Raw genomic sequence first — 26174 nt, forward strand, 5'->3', positions numbered from 1 at the left:
AGCACGCGGAGTGATCTATCGGATGGTTCCGGAAACCTCCCCGAGGGTCAGGTCGCCCGCCTTGGCCCGGATCGTCACGGTGTCGCCGTCTTCGAGGAACGTCCTGGTCTCGCCGTTGGCCAGCTTGACCGGGTCCGCGCCGTTCCAGGTGAGCTCGATGAGCGAGCCCCGCTCCTCACGCAGCGGCCCGGAGATCGTGCCGCTGGCGAACAGGTCGCCGGTACGCAGCGAGGCGCCGTTCACGGTCAGGTGGGCGAGCATCTGGTCCGGTGTCCAGTACATGGACGAGTACGGCGGGCGCGAGACGACCTCCCCGTTCAGCGCGACCTCGACCGCGATGTCCAGCCCCCAGTCGCCCTGCCTGCGCAGGTAGTCGAGCGGCTCGGGATCCTGCGTCCGTCCGGGAAGCCTGGGCAGCGCCTCCAGCGGGGTCACCCACGGCGAGACCGACGTGGCGAACGACTTGCCCAGGAACGGGCCGAGCGGCACGTACTCCCACGCCTGGATGTCGCGCGCGCTCCAGTCGTTGACCAGCGTCACCCCGAAGACGTGCTCCTCGAAGGGGCCGGCGGGAGAGCCGAGCTCGGACGGCACGCCGATGACGAACCCCAGCTCCGCCTCGATGTCGAGCTTGCGGCACGGCCCGAACGCGCCCGCGCCGAGCTGCCCGCTCGGCCGCCTGACCGGGGTGCCCGACACCACCACCGTCCCCGACCTGCCGTGGTAGCCGACCGGCAGGTGCCGCCAGTTGGGCAGCAGCGGCTCGGCGTCGGGCCGGAAGATGCGGCCGATGTTGCTCGCGTGGTCGAGCGAGCAGTAGAAGTCGACGTAGTCGCCCACCTCGAACGGCAGGTGCAGGCGTACCTGCTCCAGCGGCACCAGGTGCGGCTCGGTGATCGCGCGGTCGTCGGCGAGCTTGTTCTGGATCAGCGCTCTGGTGTCGTGCCAGGCCTGGCGGCCCCTGGCCATGAACGGGTTGAGCGACGGGGCCGCGAACACCTCGTCGTGCAGTGCGGCGGCCAGGTCGAGCACCCGGTCGCCGTAACGCACGCCCACTCTCGGCGCCTCGCCGCTGCGGGAGAACACCCCGTACGGCAGGTTGTCGAGGCCCCAGCTCATAGCACTCCTAGCGTTCGCAGGTCTTCGATGGGCGTGCCGGTGTTGCACGAGCCGTAGCTCACCAGGAGGCGCCGCGCCCTCTTGGCGGTCTCCTCGGTCACGGCCCGCGCCAGCCGTACCAGGTGGCCCACGTCGGTGGTGCGCAGCACGGGCACGGGATCGCGGTCCTCGACCGTCTCGCAGACGGCGAGCACCAGGTTGAGGAAGCCGTGCCGGTCCACGCCCAGGGTCGGGTCGAAGTGCCGTACGGCGTGGTGCAGCCCGGCGGTGGCCTTGAACGGGACGTCGTGGTCGGCGCAGAACCGGATGAACGCGGCGAGCTGTTCGGCCGGCGGGAAGTCCTCGGCGGCGGTGCCGCCGCAGCGCAGCTTGAGCGCGGCGCCCTCGGGCACGTCCACGGCCGGCTTGCCCGGCGGCACCTCGACGAACAGGCGCACGCCGGGCGGCAGGTCCAGCCTGCGGACCAGCTGCTCGACCGTCTCGTCCGGCGGGAGCCTGATCTCGACGAAGTCGACCGGCAGGTCGTCGAACGGCGGGACGTCCGGCGTGTCGACGATCAGGCCGATGCGCAGCGGCAGGAAGGACTCGGCGCGCAGCCGGTCGATCCGGCTGGCCGGACAGAGGAAGCGGTGGGTGAGCACCTCGTCGCCGCGCTCCTGGTCGCGCCGGTGGCGTTCCAGGGCGTCGGACATGTGCAGTGAGGTCGGCGGGAAGAGCCCCGCGTCGTCGATGAGCGCGGTGAAGAGGATCATCGTGACCAGGTCCAGGCGTAGCCGGGGTCCTCGCAGGACAACGCGCCCTGTCCGAGGTCGAGCGGGCGGAAGGTGTCGACCATCACCGCGGTCTCGCTGGTGGTGGTGACGCCGCGGCTGACCGCGTCGATCACCGCCTCGACCGCGCCGGGCTGCGGGCCGTGCGTGAACCCGGCCGGGTGCAGCGAGACGGAGCCGACGTCGATGCCGGAGCCCCTGCGGGCCGAGTAGTCGCCGCCCACGTAGAACATGAACTCGTCGGAGTCGACGTTGTGGTGGTTGTACGGGATCGGCACCGACTCCGGGTGGAAGTCGAGCGGGCGCGGGCAGAAGGAGCACACCACGAACCCCGGGCCTTCGAAGGTCTGGTGGACGGGCGGCGGCGCGTGCGTCTTCTTCACGATCGGTTCGAAGTCGTTGATGTTGAACGCGAACGGGTACAGGCAGCCGTCCCAGCCGACCACGTCGAAGGGGTGGTTGCGGTAGACGAGCCTGGTCAGCCCGCCCCGGGTACGCACCAGCACCGGCACCTCCTCGCCCTCGACCGTCAGCGGCTCGGTGGGGCTGCGCAGGTCGCGTTCGCAGTAGGGCGCGTGCTCCAGGAACTGGCCGTACTGCGACAGGTAGCGCCTGGGCGGCCTGATGTGCCCCGACGCCTCGATGGCCAGCACGTTCACCTGCCCGTCGGGCACCCAGCGGTGGATCGTGCCGGTCGGGACGACCACGTAGTCGCCCTCGGCCGCCTCGATCACGCCGTAGGTGGACTCGAAGCGCACCCGTCCGCGCTGCACGTAGACGCACTCGTCGCCCATCGAGTCGCGGTACAGCTCGCTGGGCCGGTCGCTGGTCGCGTACGACAATCGGACGTCGTTGTTGCCGGCCAGCTGGATGCGCCCGGTGACCAGGTCGCCGGCGCTGGCGAGGTCCTGGGTGCGGAAGTGGCGCGGCGAGAGCGGCAGGTTGGGCTGGAGGCGGGTCTCCGTCGTGGGCGTGACGGTCTCCGCCTTGATGATCGCGGTCGGCAGGTAGCGGTGGTAGAGCAGCGAGGAGTCGGACGAGAAGCCCTCCTCGCCCATCAACTCCTCGGCGTACAGCCCCCCGTCCGGCCGCCTGAACTGCACGTGACGCTTGCGCGGCACCTCGCCCACAGTGCGGTAGTACGGCATCCGCCCTCCTTGGAGCGTCCGTTTATCGGACGAAAACGTCCTTTATCTGTAATTACCGTCGTCCATCGCCCGGTGTGCTGTCAACCCAGGGCGTCGGCCAGTTCGGCCGCAGCCTGGACGACCCGCGGCCCGGTGGACTCCTCCAGAGGCCCGAACGTCACCACCCCCACGGACGCCTCCAACCACGGCAGCCCTGTCACCGGCGCGGCGATCCCCCGAGCGCCCTCCTGCAACTGCCCCTCAGTCACCAAATAGTCGTGGCGTCCCTCGCGCAGGGCCAGGATCGCCTGCCCCGCCGCGCCTTTCGACAGCGGATGACGCGACCCCTCCCGGTAGGCCACGTGCATGTTCGTCCACGACGGTTCGACGACCGCGACGGCCAGCCCGTCGTCGCCCTCGGCCACGGTCAGGTGCGCGGTCGCGCCCACCTGCTCGGCCAGCCGCCGCAGCGCCGGCAGCGCCGCCGCGCGCAGCAGCGGCTGCACGGCCTGGGCGAGCACCAGCACGCCGTACCCGAGATGCACCCGGCCCTCGGTGTCACGGCGGACGAACCCCTCGTTCATCAACGTGGTCAGCAGGCGGTAGACCACCGGGCGGCTGAGCGACAGCCCCGCGCTCAACTCCGTCGGGGTGCGGCCCCCCTTCCCGTCGGCGAGCAGCCTCAGCAGGCGCAGCCCGCGTTCCAGGGTCTGAGCGGATTCAGCGGCCATGCACTGATTATCTCCGCGTGAGGTGGGCGTGACGCTACGCGGTGAGAGGGGTACATAACGGGTTAGTCGAACCGGGGGGTAAAGGATGCGGCAAACCTGGATATTCCTTGTTGCCGGTCTGCTGCTCTGCGCGCTCGTCTCCGTTCTGCCAACGGTCGGCGCGCAGTCGGCCCGTCTGCTGGGCTCGTCCGTGCCACGCGGGTTCCTGGTGGACGAGCCACCCAGCGGGCGCCTGGTCGAGGACACCTTCTACCTCACCCAGGGCATCGAGGTGACCAAGCGGCTGCTGCCGCTTCAGGAGGGCGTGCGCGTCCACGCCGCCCACCTCGGGCCCGGTCTGGACATCGACGCCGACGGCGTACTGGTGGGCACGCCCACCCGCGCGGGCACGTACTCGGCCGACGTCGCGCTCTGCGGCGTCACGAGCTGCGCCGTCCAGCGCGTCACGGCGGTCGTGCTGCGGAACGTGCCGTGGGAGCCGCGCGTGCTCACCTTCCCCGGACGCGTCGGCGCCGCGTTCGACGGCGAGATCGCGATCAACGGCGGCCCCTCCGGCGTGCCGCCCACCTTCAGCGTCACCGACTACGGCGCACTGCCCGACGGGGTCTCGATCGGTCCCGACGGGCACGTCGGCGGCGTTCCCGTCGCGTCGGGGGTGTCCGAGGTGCCGGTGCGGGTCTGCGTGGCGGGCAACTGCGCGGGCGTGGTCGTGACGTTGATCGTGGTCTGACCCCTTGCGGTGGGACGGCTCAGCGGTCACGGTGGTCCCATGAAATCGGTCATTGTGGTCGGAGCGGGCATTTGGGGTGCGTCTTTGGCGTTGCGGCTGGCCGAAACGGGCTGGCGGGTGACGCTGGTCGAGCAGCACCAGCCGGGACACGTCCGGCAGGCCAGCGCGGGGGAGACCCGTCTGCTGCGCTGCTCCCACGGCGCGGACGACTGGTACGCCCGACTGGCCTGGCAGGCGAGGGACGACTGGCGGCGGCTGGAGGAGCGGGCCGGGGAGGTGCTGTACCACGAGGCGGGCATGCTCTGGTTCGCGGGCACCTCGGACGGCTGGGAGAACGCCAGCGCCCAAGTCCTGAAAAATCTGGATATTCCGTGTGAGGTGCTGGACCCTGCCGACGGCGCCAGGTTCTTCCCCGAGTTCCGCGGCGACGACCTCAGCTTCCTGCTCTGGGAGCCGCACGCGGGCGTGCTCAGGGCCAGGCGGGCGACCCAGGTCACCGCGCGACTGGCGGTCGAGGCCGGAGCCCGGCTCGTCAGGGCGCGGGCGCTGCCCGTGCCGGGGGAGCCGTACCAGAGCGCCGTCGCGATCGACGGCGAGGTGCTGCGCGCCGACCGGGTGGTCTGGGCGTGCGGCGCCTGGCTGCCCGCGCTGTTCGACGTCCCGCTGACCGTCACCAAGCAGGACACCCTGCACTTCGCGGCACCCCCCGCGTGGACCACCCCCGGCATCCCCGCCTGGGTCGACTACGGCGCGTCGGCCTACGGGCACGGAGACGTCGACGGCGTCGGCATGAAGGCCACCATCGACGCCGAGGGCCGTCCCTACGAGCCCGAGCACGGCGAACGGACCGTGGACCAGGCCAGCGTCGATCAGGCCAGGGCCTACCTCGGACGCAGGTTCCCGTCGCTGGCGTCGGCGCCGCTGCTGTTCACCCAGGTCTGCCAGTACGCGCTCACCCCCGACGCCGAGTGGATCATCGCCGAGGTCGCCCCGGGGGTGTGGCTGCTCGGCGGCGACTCGGGCCACGGCTTCAAGCACGCTCCGGCGCTGGCCGCGTACGTGGCCGGGGTGCTCGGCGGAGAGCACGCGCCGGAAGCGCGCTTCGGGCTGCACGAGCGGCTGCCCTCCCGCGGCCTGCGGACGAGCGGCGAGGTCTGGTAGGGCTGGCCCCAGCAGGGATTGGGGGGACGGCGGGCATGATCCGGAGGGCCGTCGCGGCGCAGACTCCTGGTGTAACCCCACCCCCATGGAGGCCGATCATGACCGTCACCACTCCCGAGTCCCGGGTGGAACCGCCGCCCGTCGTGCACGCCGCCGCGCTGCTCTGGCTCTGCGCCGTCGCCGCCGGAGCGTTCGAGGCCACGCTCGTCGTCGCCAGGGACCTGTCAGCCTTCGGAGAGTTGCTCCCCGGGCTCGCGTTCCGGGTGGCCGTCTTCGCCACGGCGATCTTCCTCGCCCTGCGGCTCAGGCAGGGCCAGAACTGGGCCCGGCTGACACTGGCGGTGGGGCTGGGCGTGTTCGGCACGCTCTCGCTCGTGGTCGAACCCGTCCGGTGGCTGCTGGCCGGGCACTCGGTCGGCGAGGCCCTGGCCGCCGCCGACACGGTGGGGCTGGTGTTCGGTGCCAGCCGGATCCTGCACCTGATGGCCGTGCTCGGGGCCATGGTGCTGATGTTCCAGCCCAGGGCCAACGCCTACTTCCGATCAGCCTGACACCGGCTCCGGCCGCCCGAACTGCCCCGGCGGCTCCGGTGGCTCCGGCTGAGGCGCGCGCAGGTTGCGCACGCCGGGCGAGGTCAGCGCGGCGAGCGTGGACAGCACGACGATGGCGGCGCAGCCGAGCAGCGCCGTCTCCGCGCCGACCAGGGCCGCCACCGGCCCCGCCAGCATCAGCCCGATCGGGCCGAACATCAGCGAACCGAGCGCGTCGTACGCGCTGACCCGCGACAGCGACTCCGCCGGGACCTCCCGCTGCATGGTGGTCTGCCAGAGCACCCCGAACACGTCGAAGCAGATGCCCAGGACGAAGGAGCCGCCCACGATCGCCCAGAGCGGCGCGTCCAGCCCGAGCAGCACGTACGGCAGCGCCGTCGGCAGGCACAGCAGCGTGCCCAACAGAATCGGACGCCTCGGCCGCAGCCGCAGCGACACCAGAACCCCCACGAGAGTTCCCACCGCCTCGCCGACGAGGAACGCCGACCAGGCCGCGGGCCCGCCGAGGCTCTCCTTGGCCAGCAGCGGCCCGAGCACCCCGTGACCCGCCTGCATGGCCATCACCAGCACCGAGAACTGCGCCACCACCACCCAGATCCACTGCCGGGAGCTGAACTCGCGCCAGCCGTCGCGCAGGTCGGCCAGCACCGAGCCGCTCCCGTCCGCGGGCCGCTCGCCCCGCTCCAGGCGGAGCAGCGCGATCAGCACGGCGGCCGTGGCGAACATCGCCCCGCTCACCGCCAGCGCCCAGCCGCCGCCGAGCAGCAGCACGGTGCCGCCGCCCAGCACCGCGCCCGCCACCCGCGAGACGTTCGCCCCCAGGCCGAGCAGCGCGTTGCCGGTCTGCAGCCGGTCGGCGGGCACCACCTCGGGGATGATGCCGGTCAGCGCGGGGAACAGCACCGCCATCGCCAGGCCGCTGGCGGCCGCCGCGGCGGCGAGCGCGGGCAGCGGCGTCCATCCGACGAGCATCATCGCGGCCAGGGCCAAGAACGCCAGCGCGTTGATGGACTCCCCCGCCATCATCACCCGCTGCCGCGGAAACCGGTCCGCGATCACGCCGCCGACCAGCATGAACACGACCATCGGCAGCGACTCGGCGGTCAGCACGACCGACAGGGTGGTGGCGTCGGCGCCGGGCAGGCCGAGGACGCCGAACGCGAGGGCCACGGGGGCGAACGCGCTGCCCAGGACCGAGATCGTCCTGGCGGAGAGAAGCAGCGTGAACCGCCGATCCCGGAGCAGCCCGAGATCATTCACCATGTCCTCCGGATGAAGCCCGGTCCTTTAGCTTTAGGGCCGGGAGGTATCCGGACCCCGCAAGGGGTGGCCCGGCGGAGTCGGGACACCCGAGGGCGCGAAGCGCACATAACGTCACCTTCTCCCTTTCGCTTACGGATCTTTCTGTGCTGCGGCAAAATGCGAACGTGCGTACGGCGTACAAGGTGCGGGTCTACCCCACTCCCGAACAGGCTGCGGTGCTGAATCGCACGTTCGGCTGCGTACGCCTGGTGTGGAACAAGACGCTGGCGTGGCGGCAGCACCGCTACCGCGCCGACGGGGCCACGACGTCCTACGCGCAGAGCGACCGGTATCTGACCGAGTTGAAGCGTGACCCCGAGTTCGGGTTTCTGTTCGAGGTCTCCTGTGTGCCGTTGCAGCAGACGTTGCGGCACCAGTACGCGGCGTTCGTGAACTTCTTCGCCGGACGCGCCCGCTATCCCCGGTTCAAGTCCCGGCACGGCAAGCAGTCGGCGACCTACACCCGCTCGGCGTTCCGCTGGAAGGACGGGCGGCTGTTCCTGGCGAAGATGGACGCGCCGGTCGCGTTCGTATGGTCCTGGCCCGAGGCGGACCCTGCCACGCTGAACCCGACCGCGGTGACCATCTCGCGCGACCCTGATGGCCGCTGGCATGCCTCCCTCGCCGTTGAGACCGCCGACGGAACAGCCGTCGAGACCGCGGGCGAAGGCGGGCAGGCTCCCGCCGCCGCCAGCTCGGCGGTCGGGGTGGACCTGGGGGTCAAAGACTTCGCGGTCCTGTCCACCGGGCAGCGCATCGCCAACCCACGCCTTCTGGAACGCAAGGCGGAGAATCTGGCGCGCTATCAGCGGCGCATGGCCCGCAAGCAGCGCGGGTCGAACAACAGGATCAAGGCGAGGGCGAAGGTTGCCCGCGCGCACACCAAGGTCCGTGACGCCCGCGCCGATTTCCTGCACAAGACCAGCGCCCGCCTGGTGCGCGAGCACGACCTGATCGTGATCGAGGACCTGGCCGTGACGAACATGGTCCGCAACCGTTGCCTGGCGCGGGTCATCTCCGACTGCGGGTGGGGCGAGTTCCGGCGCCAACTGCAGTACAAGACCGCCAGACAGGGGCGGCACCTGATCGTGATCGACCGCTGGTACCCCTCCAGCAAGACCTGCTCGGCGTGCGGGCACCTGCTCGCCGAACTCTCGCTCGACACCCGGACGTGGCCATGCCCGTCCTGCGGCACCCGGCACGACCGGGACACCAACGCCGCCAAGAACATTCTGGCCGCTGGTCAAGCGGCGTCCGCCTGTGGAGCTGACGTGAGACACTCCGGGCCCTCCCGGGTGCGGTCGGCTGCGAAGCAGGAAACCCCACTCGCGAGGGTGGGAATCCCCCTCCGTTAGGGAGGGGGAGGAAGTCAAAAAGCTGTGCACGCGTAGCCCCCCTCGACATCCCTCAAAGCCGCACTATTCTGCCGCTTCTTGTCCTTAGCTGTCGTCCGAATATCCGGGCGGTTGTCACGGCGGTGACAACACTGGACGAGGAATGTGCAGGGGTTTGGCAAGAATCGACGCCATATCTGCCGTAATTTGCTAGGTCCTATGAGGACGGCGAGGGGACCGGGCCGTGCCTGACGCACCGATCGCCCTGGAGGGCGCCCTTGTTTGAGTCGGTGGGGCGCCTGGTCTACCGCGGTAGGTGGACGCTGCTGGTGCTGAGCCTGGTGGCGGCCGTCCTGCTCGCGCCCTTCGGGCTGGACCTGTTCGGCCGGATGGCCGACGGCGGCTTCGAGGACCCGTCCGCCGACTCCACCACCGCCGCCCGCTGGAACGACGAGTGGTACGGCGGCGACACCCCCGACGTGGTCGTGCTCTACCGGCACCCGACGGTCAAGGTGCGCGACCCGCGCTTCAAGAAGGCCGTCCACGACTCGCTGCGCGCACTGCCGGCCCAGTACGTGCGCGCCTCCGCCACCTACTGGACGACGGGCTCCGGGAAGCTGGCGTCCGCCGACGGGCACGCCACCTACGCGCTGATCAGCCTGAAGGGCGGCACCCAGGCCAAGCAGCAGGGCTACGCCGCGATCAGGGACCGGCTGGCCGTGCGGAACCTGGAGGTCTCCGTCGGCGGCCCGGTGCCGCTGCTGAAGGAGCTCAACGACCAGACCGGCGCCGACCTCGCCCGCGCCGAGGCCATCTCGATGCCGGTGCTGCTCGTCCTGCTCGTGGTCGTCTTCGGCAGCCTGGTCGCCGCCGGGCTGCCGCTGCTCGTCGGCGCCGTCGCGGTGGTGGGCGCGCTGGTGCTGCTCAGGCTGCTCACCGAGGTGACCGAGGTGTCGGTGTTCTCGCTGAACGTCGTCACCATGCTCGGGCTCGGGCTGGCCGTCGACTACTCGCTCTTCGTGCTGAACGCCTTCAGGGACGAGATCGGCCGCGGCGCGTCCACCGAGCAGGCCGTCGTGCGGACCATGGCCACCGCCGGGCGCACCGTCGCCTTCTCCGGGCTGACCGTGGCCACCCCGCTGCTGGCGCTGCTGCTGTTCCCGCAGATGTTCCTGCGCTCGATCGGGCTCGGCGCGGCGGTCGTGGTGCTCGTCGCGATGGGAGCGGCGCTGGTCGTGCTGCCTGCCGCGCTCGGCGTCCTCGGCAGGCACGTGGACGCGATCAGGATCACGCCGGACTTCGGCCGCTCCCGCGGCGAGGGCGGGGCCTGGCACGCCGTCGCGTCCAGCGTGATGCGGCGTCCGGGGGTCTGCCTGCTCGCCGTGACAGCCGCGCTGGTCGCGCTGGCCCTGCCGGTGCTGCACGTCCAGTTCGGCGGCGTGGACCACCGGATGCTGCCCGCCACGTCCGAGAGCCGCCGGGTCGCCGAGGCCATCGACCGCGACTTCGCCAGGAACTCGATGGCCGCGATCGACGTCCACGTGCTGTTCGAGCGCTCCTTCGCCGAGCGGCCCGCCACCCCCGGGCCGCTCGGGCAGGGCTACGACCCGGTCAGCTCGGTCACTCAGGTGAACCCCACGGACGTCAAGCCGTTCGCCGACCGGCTGAAGCGGCTGCCCGGCGTCACCGGCGTCGACCTCACGGGCCTCTCGCAGGGCAACGGCGCGGTGCGGCTGGCGGTCCGCTACTCGTCCGACCCCATGTCGGCCGGGGCGCGGAAGCTGGTGACGCTGATCAGGTCCATGGCCGAGGAGCCGAACGTCAGGCAGGTCGTGGTGGGTGGGTCCACCGCCGCCCAGCTGGACCTGCTGGACAGCCTGCTCGGCACGTTGCCGTGGCTGGCGCTGGTGGTCGGCGGGGTCACCTTCGCGCTGCTGTCCGCCGCGTTCGGGTCCGTCCTGCTGCCGGTCAAGGCGCTGCTGGCGAACGCGCTGTCGATCGGGGCGTCGTTCGGGGTGATCGTCTGGGCCTTCCAGGACGGAAACCTGGCGGCGGCCCTCGACTTCACCCCCACCGGGACGATCGAGCCCACGGTCGCCGTGCTGATCCTGGCGGTGGTGTTCGGGCTGTCGATGGACTACGAGCTGTTCCTGCTGTCGCGGGTGCGGTCCGAGTGGCTGCGCACCCGCGACAGCGCGGCGGCGGTGGCGTCCGGGTTGCAGCGGACGGGCGGGGTGATCACCAGCGCCGCGTTGCTGCTGCTGGTGGTGGTCGGGGCGTTCTCCACGGCGGGGATCACGATCGTGAAACTGCTCGGCGTGGGCGTGTTCGTCGCGATCGCGGTGGACGCCACGCTGGTGCGCGCGCTGCTGGTGCCCGCGACGATGCGCCTGTTGGGGGACGCCGCCTGGTGGCGCCCGCGCTTCCCAAGCCGCGACCGCAACCGCCCCGCCTCCGTCCCCCGCACCCCCCAGCCCCGCGCCCTCCCCTCCACGCCCGCCATCTCGACCCCCGCCATTTCAGCGCCCGCCACTTCCTCGGCTGCGCCCCCAGCCGCCCGCCAGCGCGCAGCCTCGCGAGCGCCCGAGGCCGGAGCGCGGCAGGGCCGGGTGATCAAGCCCAACCCTGACTGCCCCGGCTGGTACTGGGCGGAGGAGGGCTCCGGCCCGTCGGTGACCGTCAACGGCCGCCCCGCGCGGTTCGGGGCCGACACCGACCCCCTGCCGGTGTCGGCCGAGCACCAGGCCGCCGCCGAGCTGGTGTCGGCCGAGCGCGAGCCTGCCGAGTCGCTGTCGGCCGAGCGCGGGACCGTCCCGACACCGGAGCCACCCACGTCGCGGCCTTCGCGGAGCCCGGCGGTATCGGCGGAGGGACCGCAGTCGGCCGCGTCCGGGAAGGGGGCGCCTCTCAGGAAGCTCCCTTACTCCACGCCCGCGATGGGCGGCGGCAGGCGCCCCACCCCGGAGAGGAAGGAGCCGGGCCAGGACGAGAAGAGGGAGCCGGAGCAGCGGGAGGGCTGGGTGAGGGTGAGCGCCGGCCGTACCCGGGTGGTCAGGGCGAACCCCGACGGCCCCGGCTGGACGTGGGTGGAGGTGGACATGTGATCGGCGGGCCCCTGGAACGGTGTGACCTCCGCCGATCTCATTGAACGTCACCGATCATCCCGATATTGTGCAATATGCCCGACGATCACCCCCAGGAGTAAGGCGCCATGCGACTGCGGCAGCTCTTCGTCATCGGACTCGCCCTCTCACTGCTCGGCATCGGCGTTCCTGCGTGGTCGGAGGACGACCCCCGCAGCTGCAACGACCTGCTGTCCGGCGACACCCCGGCGTACGTCGTCTGCCGGTGGATGGCCACCCCAGAGGAGGCCGCCGACATCGCCCGGTTCTGGCTCGCCAACGACGGCCAGAACATGAAGGACACCAACCCGATGGACCCGGTCGTCGTGAACTGCCAGGAAGAGGGCAACGAGTGCGCCACTGACTCGGAGGGCGACGGCGAGATGCACGACGTCGGCGACCCCGACGTCGAGGGCGCCGAGGACGGCGGCAAGCCCGAGTGCCAGGCGGGCGAGCAGTGCTACACCGACCCGAGCGAGATCACCCAGGCGGAGAAGACCGCGGCCGCGAAGACCCAGGCGGGCGGGGCCGTCAAGGCCGCCGCCGACTCGGGCATGCGCGTCTGGGTCGACACCGAGCTGGCCGACGACTGGAAGTCCGGCAAGCTGGACGAGGCCGTCAGGAAGGTCGCCGCCCTGGCCGTCCAGCCGGGCGTGGTCGGCATCAGGTTCACCTCGCAGATCGGGTTCAACCAGAACTTCCAGACGGCCGACGAGATGGACAAGTTCGTCGCGGAGGCGTCGGCGGCGCTGCGTAAGTCCGCGCCGGGCAAGAAGCTGGCGGCGCACACGGTCGTCCCGGCCTTCGGCTGCGGCGCCAACGAGGAGTGCAAGACCGAGCTGGCCAAGAAGTACCCGCTGCTGGACGCCGACCGGATCGGCGCCTGGCTCTCCAAGGGCCTGCTCGACCAGCTCGCCCTCGACAGCGGCCACCTGGCGTCCGAGTACGCCACCTGGAAGATCGACGCCGCGACCGCCCAGCGCAACCAGTGGATCCAGGTCCGGGCCCGCGCCTGGGACGCCTACGGTCAGGTCGCCGCCGAGGACGCCGGCTTCGCCGCCCCGGGCTCGCCGCAGCTGACCGCCGAGCAGGCGACCAAGTCGATCACCGAGCGGGTGGCGAGCCCCCTCCAGGACGACGCCGCCGAGACCGTCACCCTCTGGACCCGCTGGCAGAACGACCAGGGCCAGGTAAACCGGGTCTACGGCGAGAAGTGGGCGGCCAACGCCACCTGGGACCAGCTCAAGAAGCTCACCTCGGTCCGCCCCCGCCTGGCCACCCTCTACGACCCGGCCAAGCCGGAGGTCGACGAGGCCACCGACCTGAAGAACCTCTCCGAGGTCTTCGGCCAGGTGTACGTGCACGCCGCCTGATCACGCCGCCTGACGGCCGGTCACCTTCCGGTCGTCAGGGCGGCCTGGCGGGCGCGGAGCACGATCTCCAGCTCGAACCGGATGTCGGGGTCGGCGAGCTGGTCGCCGTAGAGCTCCTCCAGCTGCCGCAACCGGTAGCGGACGGTCTGCGGGTGGACGTGCAGCCTGGCCGCCACCTCTCCCGCGCCCCTGCCGTGCCGTAGCCAGGCGAGCAGTGTCTCGGCCAGCCGATCCTGCTGGGTGGGACGCAGGTGAGCCAGGGGTGCGAGGCGGGCCTCGGCCAGCGCGCCGACCAGTTCTTCGTCCTTGAAGACGATGAGCGTGGCCATATGGTCGGCGCAGCGCAGCAGGCCGCGCGGCAGCACGCCGCGCCTGGACAGTCCCAGCGCCTCGCACGCCCACCGCAGCGACGTGGCCGCGGCGGGCAGCGGCACGGCCGGCCCGACGGCGGCCGGGCGCCCGCGCAGTGCGGCGGCGAGCATCTGTGCCTGGCCGGGCCCGTTCGGGTCGGGCACGAGCAGGCAGGGGATGGGCCGGTCGTGGCCGGTCAGCACGTCCGGCGGCAGGGACGGGGCGCGGAACGCGGTGTGCTGGTCGTCGAGCGCGACGCAGGCGACGGTCTTCGGCAGCCGCCACCCGGCGGCCTTGGCCAGGTCGGCGATCGCCTGCGGACCGGCGGGCGGCCGGCTGAGCAGCAGGTCGAGCAGCCGGTCGCGGCGCCGCTCCATCTCGCCCGCGGCGTGCGCCCTGGCCTCGTCGAAGCCCTCGGCCGCGGCGTCGGCCAGCTGGTCCAGGTAGACGAAGATGGCCTCGCCCAGGTCGTACAGCGACTGCGGCGACAGGCCGAGCGGCTCGGCGAGCTCGGTGAGCCGCCGCCAGCCGACCCTGGCGCCGAGCCGCATCGCGGCCTGGAGCGGCTCCAGGTTGCGGCCCTCGGCGGCCTCGCCCCTGCCGATCATGCGGAACGGCTCGGGGTTCCAGGCCGCGGAGGGGTTCTCGACGCGGTCGAGGAAGCCGTCGACGGCCTGCTCGACGGCGCTCCTGATGACCTTGATGTAGATGGTGTCGGATGGCCTGGAGTACTCGGGGATGCGGGCCTGGATCTCCTCGATCACCTCTTCGGAGACCCGGCCGATCCCCGTCCTGAGCGTCCGCACGATGCCGGCGGGTATTCGGGTCGTGTCACTCCTGATGGCCATCGTCCCTCCTGTCGCCCATTGTGACTCAGGCAACAGGATTTTTGTCAGTTCTGGAGGAAGGCGCCGAACTCCTCCACGTTGATCAGGCCGTCGCCGTCCTTGTCGAGCCTGGTCACGCCGGCCTGCGCGGCCTCCAGCGTGATGGGCTGCCCGAGCACCTCCATCAGCCTGACCAGCTCAACGGCTGAGATGCGACCGTCGTCGTCGGAGTCGATGAGGTCGAAGGTGATCGCGTAGTCACTCATGGGTCGCCCTTCCGCGGGTTCCGTGTCGGTCAGACCTTAGTGGCGCTCTGCCGGATGGCGTCGATGAATACGCGGACTTGTGGGCTTTTGTCGTCTTTACGCCAGGCGATGGCCAGCTCGCCCGGCGGCAGATCCCTGACCGGGCGGTAGACCATCCCCGGACGCTTGTACAGGGCCGCGTTGCCCTCCGCCACCAGCACCACGCCCAGCCCGCTGGTCACCGCCTCGAAGACCTCCTCCGGCGTGTTCGCCGTGACCCCGACGACCGGCTCGCCGTCGCGGGCGTCGCGGGCCAGCCAGAAGTCGCGCAGCGGCCCCGCCGAGGCGGGCAGCGCGATGAACGGCTCGTCCCGCAGCTCCTCGAACGGGACCTCCGCCATCGCGGCGAGCCGGTGGTCGGCGGGCATGGCGACGCCCCTGGGCTCGCTGACCAGTACCTGGGTGGCCAGCCCGGCGGGCACGGGCTTCCAGATGAACGCGACGTCCGAGCCGCCGTCGTCCAGGCCGCCGGTGGGGTCGTCCCAGCCGACCAGCCGCAGCGACACGTCCCAGCCGGGCATCACCTCACGGAAGCGGCGGATCGCCTCCTGCTGCAGGCCCCTGCCCACGGCCGTCTGCATGCCGATGACCAGCGTGCCCGTCGGGGCGGCGGCCCGCGCGACCTCCAGCCCGGCGGCCCACCGCCCGAGCAGCTCGCGGGCGACCGGCAGCAGCGCCTCGCCCTGCCGGGTGAGCGCGACCCCGCTGGGCACGCGGTCGAACAGGACGAACCCGAGCTGTCGCTCCAGCGCCCTGAGCTGCTTGGACAGCGCGGGCTGCGAGACGAACAGCCGCTCGGCCGCCCAGGTCATGTTGCGCTCGTCGGCCACCGCGACGAAGTAGCGCAGCTCGCGCAGATGCACGTCCATAGCCATCGGTTATAGCAAAGGGTCTTGGACGCGCGACACCGCCGGGAGGCAGCATCGTCCCCATGAGAGAACTCAATGGTTTGCGGGTCCCGGCCGTCGGTTTCGGGGCCATGGTGCTGTCGCCCGGCGTCTACGGCGACATCGACGACACCCGCGCGGAGACCGCGTTGAAGGCCGCCCTCGACGCCGGCGCCACCCACGTCGACACCAGCGACGCCTACGGCCAGGACGGCCACAACGAGCGCCTGGTCGGCCGGGCGATCAAGGGGCGGCGTGCCGAGGTGGTGGTGGCGACCAAGTTCGGCCTGGCGATCCCGGAGGGCGAGGCGAGCAGGTCGTACCCGGTGGGGTACGCGTTCGGCGAGCTGCGGGTGAACGCCGAGCCGCGGCTGGTGCGCCGCTACGCCGAGCGAAGCCTGCGCAACCTCGGCACGGACGTGATCGACCTGTACTACGTCCACTACCCGGACCCCGGCGTGCCGATCGAGGAGACGGTCGGCGCGATGGCCGAGCTGGTGCGTGACGGGCTGATCAGGCACGTCGGCCTGTCGAACGTGACCGCCGCCCAGCTGCGCGCGGCGCACGCCGTGCACCCGGTGTCGGCCGTGCAGAACGAGTGGTCGATGTGGCGGCCGGTCGAGCCCGACCTGCTCGCGGCGGCCAGGGAGCTGGGCGTGGGCCTCGTGGCGTGGAGCCCGCTCGGCAACGGCTTCCTCACCGGGACGGTACGGGAGCTCGGCGAGGGCGACTTCCGGCACAACGCGCCCCGCTTCTCCGCCGAGAACCTGGCGGGCAACAACGACCGCTACGCCCCGATCAGGGACCTGGCCACCCGCCTCGGCATCACTCCCGCCCAGCTCGCCCTGGCCTGGCTGCTGCACCAGGACGAGCACGTGGTGGCCATCCCCGGCAGCCGCACTCCGGCGCACATCGAGGAGAACGTCGCCGCGGCCGGGCTGACGCTGCACCCCGACACGCTGACCCGCGTGGACGAGGCGCTCGGCGGGTTCGAGGTGGCAGGCGGGACCCTCCTGTAGCGAACGGCGACATCCGGGCGACTCGTCGAGGCTGGCGCACGTAAGAGAGCGGTCGCCGCCGCGCGCCCCGACCCGGTCAGGCGCGGTCGGTGCGGGAGATCGGGAGGTAGATGCGGCCGCCGGACGCGCCGAACTCGGCGGCCTTCTCACGCAGGCCCTCGGCCAGGGCCTCGGCATCGTCCAGGCCGCGCTCGGCGGCGTATGCCCGGACGTCCCGTGTGATCTTCATGGAGCAGAAGTGCGGGCCGCACATCGAGCAGAAATGCGCGGTCTTGGCGGGCGCGGCGGGCAATGTCGCGTCGTGGAACGCCCGGGCCGTTTCGGGGTCAAGCGAAAGATTGAACTGGTCCTCCCACCGGAAATCGAACCGCGCGTCCGACAGCGCGTCGTCCCACGCCTGCGCGCCGGGGTGTCCCTTGGCCAGGTCTGCGGCGTGTGCGGCGATCTTGTAGGCGATCACGCCGGCCTTGACGTCGTCGCGGTCGGGCAGCCCCAGATGTTCCTTGGGCGTGACGTAGCACAGCATCGCGGTGCCGTACCAGCCGATCATCGCCGCGCCGATCGCCGAGGTGATGTGGTCATACCCGGGCGCGATGTCGGTGGTCAGGGGCCCGAGCGTGTAGAACGGCGCGTCGTCGCACCACTCCCGCTGCAGGTCGACGTTCTCCTTGATCTTGTGCATCGGGACGTGTCCGGGGCCCTCGTTCATCACCTGGTTGTCGTGTTGGGCGGCGATCCGCGTCAGGTCGCCCTGGGTGCGCAGCTCGGCGAACTGCGCCTCATCGTTGGCGTCGGAGATCGACCCAGGCCGCAACCCATCGCCCAACGACCAGGTCACGTCGTATGCGGCGAAAATCTCGCACAGCTCCCGGAAGTGGGTATACAGGAAGTTCTCCTGGTGATGCGCCAGACACCACGCCGCCATGATCGAACCACCGCGCGACACGATGCCCGTGCGGCGGCGCGCCGTCAGCGGCACGTACTCCAGCAGTACGCCCGCGTGCACCGTCATGTAGTCCACGCCCTGCTCGGCCTGCTCGATCACGGTGTCGCGGAAGACCTCCCAGGTCAGCTCGGCCGGGTCGCCGCCGACCTTCTCCACGGCCTGATAGAGCGGCACCGTCCCGACCGGGACGGGGGAGTTACGCAATATCCACTCGCGGGTGGTGTGAATGTCCCTGCCGGTCGACAGGTCCATGATGGTGTCGGCACCCCAGCGGGTCGCCCAGGTCATCTTGGCCACCTCGTCCTCGATCGAGGAGGCCACCGCTGAGTTGCCGATGTTGGCGTTCACCTTCACCAGGAAGTTCCGCCCGATGATCATCGGTTCGATCTCGGGATGATTGACGTTGGCGGGCAGCACCGCCCGGCCCGCCGCCAGCTCGACCCGGACGACCTCGGGGTCCACCCCTTCGCGGAGCGCGACGAACTCCATCTCAGGGGTGATCTCACCGCGCCGCGCGTACGCCCGCTGCGTCACCGCCCCTGAACCGCTCGCCCGGCGCGGCGACCGCTCGGGAAACGCAGCCGCGTTCCGCAGCGGGTCGCCGGAGCGCCGTCCGTCGTCCTCAGGCAGCACGGCACGGCCGGTGTAGGAGGTGGTGTCACCGCGCTCGGCGATCCAGGCCGCCCGTAGCGCGGGCAGGCCGCGTCGCACGTCGGCGTCGTAGTCGGGGTCGGTGTACGGCCCAGAGGTGTCGTAGAGCACCACGGCGCCGCCCTCGCTGAGCGGCACCTCCCGCATCGGCACCCTCAGGTCCGCCCGAGTCCCGTGCAGATACGTCTTGCGGGCGTGCGTCATCGCAGTGTCGGTCATGACGACTTGATCTCTCCCTACGCCGGCATTACCCGGTCAGGTTCCAGCGGTCAGCGGCCGTCTCAGCCGCTATCTCAGCCCGGTTCGCCGGGCCCCCGCGATCTGTCGTTCTCGACCCTAACCCGCGCTGCCCCCCTTGCCGCAACCCACCCGCGTGGGATATCGAATCAGCTCCACTCCGCGGCTGGCAGCACGAACCCGCACGGCGAGGACCCGCTAACGGCCGAACCGGCCACACCGCCCAGCGCGCTGATCGGCTACGCCCCCGTCTACCGGCCCGTGGCCGGTAGCGCCACCCGCGCCCGGCCACGCCACCGTTTCGGGGTCCCGCTTCGCGTCTCCGATCACGCTCCTTTCCGGGGGCCCGCTTCGCGCCTCCGGCCACGCCCCTTGGTGGCCGGTGTTGCGCGTCCGGCTGCCACGCGACCTCTCAGAGGTACGACGGGCCCGTCACTCGGTGCCGGAACGTCCACCACACCCAGGCCTGTGAGGCGACCAGCAGCGGGATCAGCGCCAGGATCACCGGCGCGAGGAAGGCGCCCGTGGCGCCGGGCGTGAGCGGCAGCTGGAGCCCCGCCAGCACGCCGATCACCGCCAGCGCGGTGCCGGTCAGGGCGTAGGTGCGGGCCTCGCCCGCGCCGCCTGACAGCACCGCCGCCCGCTCCCTCAGCACCCCGCGCAGCCGCAGCGCGGCGAAGGCCAGCCCGTGCGCGGCGAACAGCGTGGCCACCGCCAGCGCGGCCAGCAGCGACACCGGCCCGTCGATGCCGACCAGCATGTCGCTGAGCAGCGACCCCCAGCTCAGCGCCAGCCCCCAGCTCCCGGCGACCACGGCGCCGTCGCAACAGCGCTGCCAGCCGGCCGCGGGCACCCGCCCGCGCAGCCACAGCCCCATGTCGCGGACGACCCACGCCACGAGCAGCGCCACGACCACCGAGTGGTTCCCGCTCAGCAGCTCGCCCTCCAGCTCGGGGAAGAGCCCGGCGAGCACGCCCGCCGTCGCCACCAGCCACACCTCGTTGCCGAGGAAGAACGGCGCGATCGCGGCGATCACCTCGCGCCGCTCGCCGGGCGAGCGCCCCAGGAACGGCAGCAGCATGCCGACGCCGAGGTCGGCGCCGGCCAGCACGAGGTAGCCGAGCGCGAAGAAGGCCAGGATGAAGATCTCCATGTCGGCTCCTCAGAAGGTCAGGGCGGGGGCGGTCTCGGCCTGCCGCTCGCCGCCGCCCAAGGCGACGGCCTCCGGCCCGCGCCGGGCCGTACGGGCCAGCAGCCAGTAGTTGATCAGGATCAGCACCGCGAACACCGTCACGAACGCGGTCAGCGAGAAGGTGATCTGCCCGTGGGTCACCGGCGACATCGCCTCGGACGTCTTCAGCAGCCCGAATACCGCCCACGGCTGGCGTCCCATCTCGCGGAAGACCCACCCGCCGAGCATGGTCACGAACGGGACGGGGATCAGCGCGACCAGCAGCCAGTGCCACGGCCGGAAGTTGCGCACGGCCGGGCGGAACAGCATCAGCAGGAAGCTCAGCCCGCCGCAGAGGAACAGCAGCGCGAACAGGATCATCATGGTCATGCCCCCGCCCTGGACCCAGCCCGCCGACGGCAGGTAGTCGCCGGGCCCGTGCTCGGCCACCATCCGCGCCTGTGCCTCGGCCAGTTGCTGGGCGCCGCCCGACCACGCGGCCCGCTTGGTCGGCTGGAGGGTGTCGAAGCCGAGCCCCCCGAACGTCGCGGTGAACAGGATCGCGGGCAGCGCCACGCCGACCCCGATCCGCAGCGACTTGCGGAAGAACTCCTGCTCGGCGGTGCGCTTGGCCAGGTGGTAGGCGCTCACCCCGGCCATGAAGAAGCCGCCCGTGACCATCGCGCCGCCTATGACGTGCCCGAAGGCCACCAGGGCGGCCGGGTTGGCCACCAGCGCGCCGAAGTCGGCCAGTTCGAGCGCGCCGTTCACGAGCCGGTGGCCGACCGGGTTCTGCAGGAAGCCGTTGGAGACGAGGATCCAGAACGCCGAGGCGTAGGCCGTGAGGGTGACGATCCAGATCAGCCCCAGGTGCGCCCAGCGGTTCAGCCGGTTCCACCCGAAGATCCACAACCCGAGGAACGTCGACTCGACGAAGAACGCCACCAGGGTCTCGATCGCCAGCGACGCCCCGAACACGTTCCCGGCGAACTCCGTCAGCCCGCTCCACGACAGCCCGAGCTGGAACTCCATCACCAGCCCGGTGACGATGCCCATCGCGTAGTTGATGATGTACAGCTGGCCCCAGAACCGGGTCATCCGCTCGTGGACGGGGCTGCGCGTGAGCGTCGCCCGGGTCTGGACGACCGCGACGAGGGTCGCCAGCCCGAGAGTCAGTGCCACGAAGAGGAAGTGTGCGCCCGCGGTGAGCGCGAACTGCAGGCGGGCGAGGTCGACGGTGTCCATGCCGAGAAGCATGCGAGAACGGCCCTTTCCGGCGCGTCATGCTCCGGCATGCACTTGCCGTACAACCCGTGGACCGATCCGCCGCCGACCGTACTACCCAGGGAGTAAAGGAGCACGGGACCGGTACCGCTCGGGAGGTGAGCCCGCCTGGGTGGTCACGTTCGCGAGTGGGCCGGCCCGGGGTCACGTTCGCGGGGTAGGCCGGCCCGGGGGCACGTTCGCGAGTGGCCCGGCGCGGGTGGCGTCGGCGAGTGGGCCAGCCCGTGGTGACGTAGGCGAGTGGGCAGCGCGGGTGGCGTCGGGGCGGGTGGGCAGCGCGGGTGGCGTCGGCGGGTGAGCCCGCCCGACGAGCGTGTCAGGGGGTGAGCCAGCCCGGGGTGATCATGCCCGCCTCGTAGGCGAGCACCACGAGTTGCGCCCTGTCACGCGTGCCCAGCTTGGTCATGATGCGGCTGACGTGCGTCTTCGCGGTGGCCGGGCTGAGCACCAGGCGGGCGGCGATCTCGTCGTTCGACAGGCCGGCCGCGACCAGCGTCATGACCTCGCGCTCGCGGTCGGTCAGCGCGTTCAGTTCGGGGCCCGGCTCCGGACGCTTCACCCGGCCGGCGAACTCGGCGATCAGCCGCCTGGTGATCGAGGGCGCGATCAGCGCGTCGCCCCTGGCCACCACCCTGACGGCGTGGATCAGCTCGGCCGGCTCGGTGTCCTTGACGAGGAAGCCGCTCGCGCCCGACCTGAGCGCGCCGTAGACGTAGTCGTCGAGGTCGAACGTGGTCAGGATGATCACCCTGACCCCGTCCAGGCGGGGGTCGGTGACGATCTGGCGGGTCGCCTCCAGGCCGTCCGTGCCGGGCATCCGGATGTCCATGAGGACCACGTCGGGGCGGAGGTCGCGGGTCCTCGCCACCGCCTCGTCGCCGTTGGCGGCCTCGGCGACCACCTCGATGTCGTCCTCGTCGCTCAGGATCGAACGGAACCCGGCCCGCACGAGGGTCTGGTCGTCGGCGAGGAGTGCGCGGATCATCGTGCTCCGATCGGACGTGCCGCGGTCAGGGGGCGCGGTCGGGAGGTGCGGGTCATGGCGGTCAGGGGGTGGAGGTGGGAGGTGCGGGTCATGGTGCTCAGAGGGCGGAGGCGGGAGGTGCCGGTCATGGCGTTGCGGTCAGGGGGAGGTCGGCCACGACCTGGAAGCCGCCCTCCGGACGGGGGCCCGCCTGGAGGGTGCCGCCGAGCGCGATGGCGCGTTCGCGCATGCCCTGCAGCCCGAACCCGCTGCCCTCGGTGTACGAGGCTCCCGGACCATCATCCTCGACGCGAATCACGATATGTCCGGGCTCGCGGTTGATCGTCAGCGTGGCATGCGAGGTGCCCGAGTGCCGCGACACGTTCGTCAGCGCCTCGCGGATGATCCTGGTCGCGGCCAGGTCCACCTCGGTGGGGACCTGATCGAGCGAGCCCGACAGCTCGGTCCGCACGGTCAGGCCGGTCGTGGCGACCAGCGCGTCGACCTGGGCCAGCCGGTCGGCGGGCGCGGTGGGCGCGTCCTCGTCGACCTGGCGCAGCATGCCCAGCGTGGTGCGCAGCTCGCGCAGCGTCTCCTTGCTGGTGTCCTTGATCGTCCTGAGCGCCGCCTCGGCGTCCTCGGGACGCTTCTTCAGGCCGTGCAGCGCCGCCGCGGCCTGTACGTTGATCATGGAGATGTTGTGTCCGAGGACGTCGTGCAGCTCCCTGGCGATGCGCAGCCGCTCCTCGCTCTCGCGCCGCCTGGCCTCCTCCTCCTTGGAGCGCTCGGCGTCGATCGCGCGCCGCTGGGCCTCCTGGAGGTAGGCGCGGCGGTTGCGGGTGACGCCGCCGGATGCGATGGCGGCCACCACCCAACCTGTGATCATCATGAACAGCGTGTTGTCGACGTGCCTGACCGCGTTGCTCTCGCCGTACCCCATCGCCATCAGCGAGGCCGCGCCCGTGACGATGGCGGCGATGAGATGTCCCTGGTCGGCCGCGGTGTAGAGGGCGACGAGCGGCAGCACGACCATCGGCCCGTCGAAGTGCGCGTAGGGGTAGTAGAGCGCGGCGGTCACCGACACGACGACGAGCACCGCCACCGGATACCTCCGCCGCGCCATCAGCGCCGCACAGCCGACCAGCGGCAGCAGCACGTCCAGGACGTTCGGCTGCTTGTCGGGCTCGACCAGCCGCCACATCGCGAGCGTGCCGCCCAGGGTCAGGGCGACCGCCGTGAGTGACACCAGCGTCGTGGCGTGCAACCTACGCATGGCCCCTATTGTGGACGGTAGAGCGTCCCGCCCGGAATCGAGTGCGGACGCGGCCTCTGCGGGTAAAGAGAGGAGATGAGTGTTGAGGATGAGCTCCAGCAGGTCGAAGCCGACCTGGTGCGGCTGAAGGCCGAGAACAAGGAGCTCCGTGACCAGATCGGCGACATGGGGGCGACCGACCAGACCGAGATCGGCGCTCTGATCGGCATGGCCGACGAGCAGCAGGGGCTGATCGCCGAGCTGGAACGCCGCCGCGACGACCTGCGACGGCGTGCCGGCCTGGAGGGATGAGGGGGTGGGGTCGCGCCCACCCCGAGCCGGTCAGCGCAGCTGCGCGCCGACCTCGTGCAGGTGCCGCAGCGCCTGCCCGTACGAGCTGAGCAGCCCGGTCTCCAGATAGCTGACGCCCAGGTCCGCGCAGTACTGCCGGACGATCGGCTGCGCCCGGCGCAGGTTCGGCGCGGGCATGTTGGGGAACAGGTGGTGCTCGATCTGGTAGTTGAGCTGGCCGAGCGCGACGTCCGTGAACAGGTTGCCCCTGACGTTTCGGGACGTCAGCACCTGCTTGCGCAGGAAGTCGAGCTTGTCGTCCTTGGTGAGGATCGGCATGCCCTTGTGGTTGGGCGCGAACGTGCTGCCGAGATAGATGCCGAACAGCCCCTGGTGGACCACGAGGAACACCAGGGCCTTGCCGAGCGGCAGCGTGGCGAAGACCACCCCGAAGTAGGCCGCGAAGTGGACTGCCAGCAGCGCCGCCTCCAGGCCGCGGCGCCTGGCCGACGGCTTCAGCAGTGCCTTGACGCTGGCGACGTGCAGGTGCCACGCCTCCAGGGTCAGCAGCGGGAAGAACAGGAACCCCTGCCATCTGGCGACGAACCTGGGCAACCCCTGGCTCCTGGCGACCTGCTCCTCCGACCAGACGATCACGGACGGTGAGACGTCCGGATCGTGGTCCTCGTGGTTGGGGTTGGCGTGATGGCGGTTGTGCTTGGTGTTCCACCAGCCCCAGCCGAGGCCGATGCCGAGGTTGCCGATCAGCAGCCCCGCCACGTCGCTCGGCCGCCGGGTCCTGAAGACCTGCCGGTGTCCCAGGTCGTGCGCGACGAACCCGAACTGCGCGAAGACTACGGCGAGCAGCGTGGCGACGAGGAGCTGCCACCACGAGTCGCCGAGCCACCAGAACAGCGCCCAGCCGCCGAGGTAGGCCGTGACGGCGAGACTCAGCCGCACCGCGTAATACACAGGACGCCGGTCGAGCAGACCGGCGTCAGTGATCTTGATAGCCAAACGGGCGAAGTCGCTACCCCTGGCTTCTAGCGTGCCTGGCTCGGCCACTGGTCTCCTCACGTTGCGGTGAAAGCTGCCCCCACCTTGGCGCATTCTCAGGCAAGACGGAAGAACGCCACCCGGATGCGAACGTTCGGAGGCCGCCGCCTTGCCCTGCGAAAACGCCCGCTTTCCCCTGCGCGGAAGCCCTTACGTTCGGATGGCAGCGGCTGACAGAGAACTGGCAGCGGGATCGCGCATGCGCGGGCGGCTCGCCCGGCCACAGGTCCTCGATCAGCCGGTCGGCGGTCACCACCTTGCCGGGGTCGAGGGCCAGCAGCGCCCGCACCCGCGCGCCGCCGACCGCGGCTCCGGCCACCTGGAGCGGCCCCAGAATCCCGACCCGCATCCACCCTCCACCGGTACGCGCGGCTTCCGGCCCATTCTCCACTCCTACGCGAACACCCTCGCCTTCAGCCCACTACGCGGACCAGCTCGAACGCCTCGTCAACCACCTCCGCGAGCCGTAGCCCCGCCGTTCCCGGTTCGTAAGATCCGCGCGTCCGGGGCGGGTGTTGGATCGGCGGCATGCGAGTGTTGCTCACCGGATCCTCGGGCTTCATCGGCAGCCACGTCGCGGAGGCGCTGGAGCACGAGGTGCTGCCCGCCGACGTCCTGACGGGCGTGGACGTGCGTGACGGCGACGCGCTCGACCGGCTGCTGCCGGGCGTGGACGCCGTGGTGCACCAGGCCGCCAAGGTCGGCCTCGGGGTGGACGTGGCGGATCTGCCCGGCTACGCGTCCGTCAACGTGCACGGCACGGCGGTCCTGCTCGCCGCGATGGCCAGGCACGGAGTGGGCAGGCTGGTGCTCGCCTCGTCCATGGTGGTGTATGGGGAGGGCGCGTACGCCTGCCCGGAGCACGGCCGCGTCCGTCCCGGCCCCAGACGCGCTCCGGACCTGGCCGCGGGCCGGTTCGACCCCCGCTGCCCGGTCTGCGACGCGGTGCTGACCCCCGCGGTCATCGCCGAGGACGCCCCCCTGGACCCGCGCAACGCCTACGCCACCACCAAGCTCGCCCAGGAACACCTGGCGGCCAACTGGGCCCGCGAGACCGGCGGCACCGCGGTCGCCCTGCGCTACCACAACGTCTACGGCCCCCGGATGCCGCGCGACACCCCCTACGCCGGGGTCGCCTCGATCTTCCTGTCGTCCCTCCTGGCGGGCCGCCCGCCGCGGGTCTTCGAGGACGGCGGCCAGCGGCGCGACTTCGTCCACGTTCGCGATGTGGCGCGGGCCAACGTCCTGGCCCTGGACGCGGGGACGCCCGGCGCCCTCACCCCGTACAACGTCGCCAGCGGCACCCCGCACACGGTCGGCGACCTGGCCGCCGCCCTCGCCGCCCAGACAGGCGGCCCGCAGCCGGTGACGACCGGCCAGTACCGCCTGGGGGACGTCCGTCACATCGTCGCCTCACCCGCCGCCGCGGCCCGCGACCTGGGTTTCCATGCGCAGATCCCGTTCGCGGACGGCATCAAGGAGTTCGCCACCCCACCTGACGCCCGCCCTCCTGCCACACCTTCTTGACGACGACCGAGATCCCGCCGTCATCGGAGACCCTGCTGTGGTCGCTCGCGGGATCCGGGATCGTCATGACTTCGTAAGACCTGGTC

General features: G+C 71.4%; 23 protein-coding genes and 1 riboswitch. Of the genes, 9 read left to right on the forward strand and 14 right to left on the reverse strand.

The window, feature by feature from the left end:
• Positions 1–15 precede the first annotated feature (15 nt).
• The 4 genes from fahA to ABT294_RS21770 form a co-directional block, all read right to left on the reverse strand.
• Positions 16–1119 (reverse strand): fumarylacetoacetase, encoded by a 1104-nt coding sequence (gene fahA / locus ABT294_RS21755; RefSeq protein WP_350807936.1) that lies wholly within the window; start codon positions 1117–1119, stop codon positions 16–18.
• The gene (locus ABT294_RS21760) at positions 1116–1871 is read right to left on the reverse strand and encodes a hypothetical protein (RefSeq protein WP_350807938.1); all 756 of its coding nucleotides are present in this window, start codon (positions 1869–1871) and stop codon (positions 1116–1118) included. Before ABT294_RS21760 ends, fahA begins: the two co-directional genes overlap by 4 nt.
• Complete coding sequence (locus ABT294_RS21765; RefSeq protein ID WP_350807939.1) at positions 1868–3037, reverse strand: homogentisate 1,2-dioxygenase; 1170 nt, start codon at positions 3035–3037, stop codon at positions 1868–1870. Before ABT294_RS21765 ends, ABT294_RS21760 begins: the two co-directional genes overlap by 4 nt.
• Before the next feature lie 80 nt (positions 3038–3117).
• On the reverse strand, positions 3118–3747 hold the full coding sequence (locus ABT294_RS21770) for a helix-turn-helix domain-containing protein (protein ID WP_350807940.1): 630 nt from the start codon (positions 3745–3747) through the stop codon (positions 3118–3120).
• Between the two features lie 85 nt (positions 3748–3832).
• On the opposite strand from ABT294_RS21770, the gene ABT294_RS21775 reads away from it, so the two are divergent.
• The 3 genes from ABT294_RS21775 to ABT294_RS21785 all read left to right on the forward strand — a co-directional run bounded on the left by ABT294_RS21775 (position 3833) and on the right by ABT294_RS21785 (position 6189).
• Positions 3833–4477, forward strand: coding sequence for a hypothetical protein (locus ABT294_RS21775; protein ID WP_350807941.1), 645 nt, complete (start codon positions 3833–3835; stop codon positions 4475–4477).
• Positions 4478–4516: 39 nt separating this feature from the next.
• A complete protein-coding gene (locus tag ABT294_RS21780; protein WP_350807943.1) occupies positions 4517–5638 on the forward strand; it encodes an NAD(P)/FAD-dependent oxidoreductase in 1122 nt (373 codons plus the stop codon).
• A gap of 98 nt (positions 5639–5736) precedes the next feature.
• Positions 5737–6189, forward strand: a complete 453-nt coding sequence (locus tag ABT294_RS21785; RefSeq protein ID WP_350807945.1) for a hypothetical protein — start codon at positions 5737–5739, stop codon at positions 6187–6189.
• Here the strand turns inward: ABT294_RS21785 and ABT294_RS21790 are convergent.
• Positions 6181–7452 carry an MFS transporter gene (locus ABT294_RS21790; protein WP_350807947.1) on the reverse strand — a complete coding sequence of 424 codons (1272 nt, stop codon included), beginning with the start codon at positions 7450–7452 and terminating at the stop codon, positions 6181–6183. The genes ABT294_RS21785 and ABT294_RS21790 overlap by 9 nt on opposite strands.
• 164 nt (positions 7453–7616) lie before the next feature.
• On the opposite strand from ABT294_RS21790, the gene ABT294_RS21795 reads away from it, so the two are divergent.
• The 3 genes from ABT294_RS21795 to ABT294_RS21805 all read left to right on the forward strand — a co-directional run bounded on the left by ABT294_RS21795 (position 7617) and on the right by ABT294_RS21805 (position 13320).
• Positions 7617–8846, forward strand: a complete 1230-nt coding sequence (locus ABT294_RS21795; protein WP_350807949.1) for an RNA-guided endonuclease InsQ/TnpB family protein — start codon at positions 7617–7619, stop codon at positions 8844–8846.
• 257 nt (positions 8847–9103) lie between these two features.
• Positions 9104–11929 carry an MMPL family transporter gene (locus tag ABT294_RS21800; RefSeq protein ID WP_350807950.1) on the forward strand — a complete coding sequence of 942 codons (2826 nt, stop codon included), beginning with the start codon at positions 9104–9106 and terminating at the stop codon, positions 11927–11929.
• Between the two features lie 107 nt (positions 11930–12036).
• Positions 12037–13320 (forward strand): hypothetical protein, encoded by a 1284-nt coding sequence (locus ABT294_RS21805; RefSeq protein ID WP_350807952.1) that lies wholly within the window; start codon positions 12037–12039, stop codon positions 13318–13320.
• Positions 13321–13340: 20 nt separating this feature from the next.
• Here the strand turns inward: ABT294_RS21805 and ABT294_RS21810 are convergent, their stop codons facing one another.
• From ABT294_RS21810 to ABT294_RS21820, 3 genes are read right to left on the reverse strand one after another with little or no spacing between them, the layout of a single operon-like run.
• Positions 13341–14519: a PucR family transcriptional regulator gene (locus tag ABT294_RS21810; protein WP_350807954.1), complete on the reverse strand. Its 1179-nt coding sequence runs from the start codon at positions 14517–14519 to the stop codon at positions 13341–13343.
• A gap of 44 nt (positions 14520–14563) precedes the next feature.
• Positions 14564–14764, reverse strand: coding sequence for an EF-hand domain-containing protein (locus ABT294_RS21815; protein WP_350807956.1), 201 nt, complete (start codon positions 14762–14764; stop codon positions 14564–14566).
• A gap of 29 nt (positions 14765–14793) precedes the next feature.
• Entirely contained in the window at positions 14794–15678 is an 885-nt protein-coding gene (locus tag ABT294_RS21820) for a LysR family transcriptional regulator (RefSeq protein WP_350807957.1), read from the reverse strand.
• 56 nt (positions 15679–15734) lie between these two features.
• Here ABT294_RS21820 and ABT294_RS21825 point away from each other — a divergent pair, with 56 nt between their 5' ends.
• Complete coding sequence (locus tag ABT294_RS21825) at positions 15735–16709, forward strand: aldo/keto reductase (RefSeq protein WP_350807958.1); 975 nt, start codon at positions 15735–15737, stop codon at positions 16707–16709.
• 76 nt (positions 16710–16785) lie between these two features.
• Here the strand turns inward: ABT294_RS21825 and thiC are convergent, their stop codons facing one another.
• The 5 genes from thiC to ABT294_RS21850 all read right to left on the reverse strand — a co-directional run bounded on the left by thiC (position 16786) and on the right by ABT294_RS21850 (position 23235).
• Positions 16786–18525 (reverse strand): phosphomethylpyrimidine synthase ThiC, encoded by a 1740-nt coding sequence (gene thiC, locus ABT294_RS21830; protein ID WP_350807960.1) that lies wholly within the window; start codon positions 18523–18525, stop codon positions 16786–16788.
• Positions 18521–18634, reverse strand: a riboswitch (TPP riboswitch). It overlaps the preceding gene by 5 nt.
• Positions 18635–18955: 321 nt before the next feature.
• Positions 18956–19696: a cytochrome d ubiquinol oxidase subunit II gene (locus ABT294_RS21835; protein ID WP_350807962.1), complete on the reverse strand. Its 741-nt coding sequence runs from the start codon at positions 19694–19696 to the stop codon at positions 18956–18958.
• Positions 19697–19705: 9 nt separating this feature from the next.
• Complete coding sequence (locus ABT294_RS21840) at positions 19706–20959, reverse strand: cytochrome ubiquinol oxidase subunit I (RefSeq protein WP_350807963.1); 1254 nt, start codon at positions 20957–20959, stop codon at positions 19706–19708.
• 355 nt (positions 20960–21314) lie between these two features.
• Positions 21315–21983: a response regulator transcription factor gene (locus ABT294_RS21845; RefSeq protein WP_350807965.1), complete on the reverse strand. Its 669-nt coding sequence runs from the start codon at positions 21981–21983 to the stop codon at positions 21315–21317.
• 124 nt (positions 21984–22107) lie between these two features.
• Entirely contained in the window at positions 22108–23235 is a 1128-nt protein-coding gene (locus tag ABT294_RS21850; protein WP_350807967.1) for a sensor histidine kinase, read from the reverse strand.
• 75 nt (positions 23236–23310) lie between these two features.
• Between ABT294_RS21850 and ABT294_RS21855 the strand changes: the two genes are divergently transcribed.
• Positions 23311–23526 (forward strand): hypothetical protein, encoded by a 216-nt coding sequence (locus ABT294_RS21855; protein ID WP_350807969.1) that lies wholly within the window; start codon positions 23311–23313, stop codon positions 23524–23526.
• Between the two features lie 30 nt (positions 23527–23556).
• Here the strand turns inward: ABT294_RS21855 and ABT294_RS21860 are convergent, their stop codons facing one another.
• Positions 23557–24522, reverse strand: a complete 966-nt coding sequence (locus ABT294_RS21860; protein ID WP_350807971.1) for a fatty acid desaturase family protein — start codon at positions 24520–24522, stop codon at positions 23557–23559.
• A 567-nt stretch (positions 24523–25089) separates the two neighbouring features.
• Between ABT294_RS21860 and ABT294_RS21865 the strand changes: the two genes are divergently transcribed.
• Positions 25090–26088 carry an NAD-dependent epimerase/dehydratase family protein gene (locus ABT294_RS21865; RefSeq protein WP_350807973.1) on the forward strand — a complete coding sequence of 333 codons (999 nt, stop codon included), beginning with the start codon at positions 25090–25092 and terminating at the stop codon, positions 26086–26088.
• Positions 26089–26174 lie beyond the last annotated feature (86 nt).

It is taken from the genome of Nonomuraea sp. NPDC000554, from assembly GCF_040300065.1.
Lineage (GTDB): Bacteria > Actinomycetota > Actinomycetes > Streptosporangiales > Streptosporangiaceae > Nonomuraea.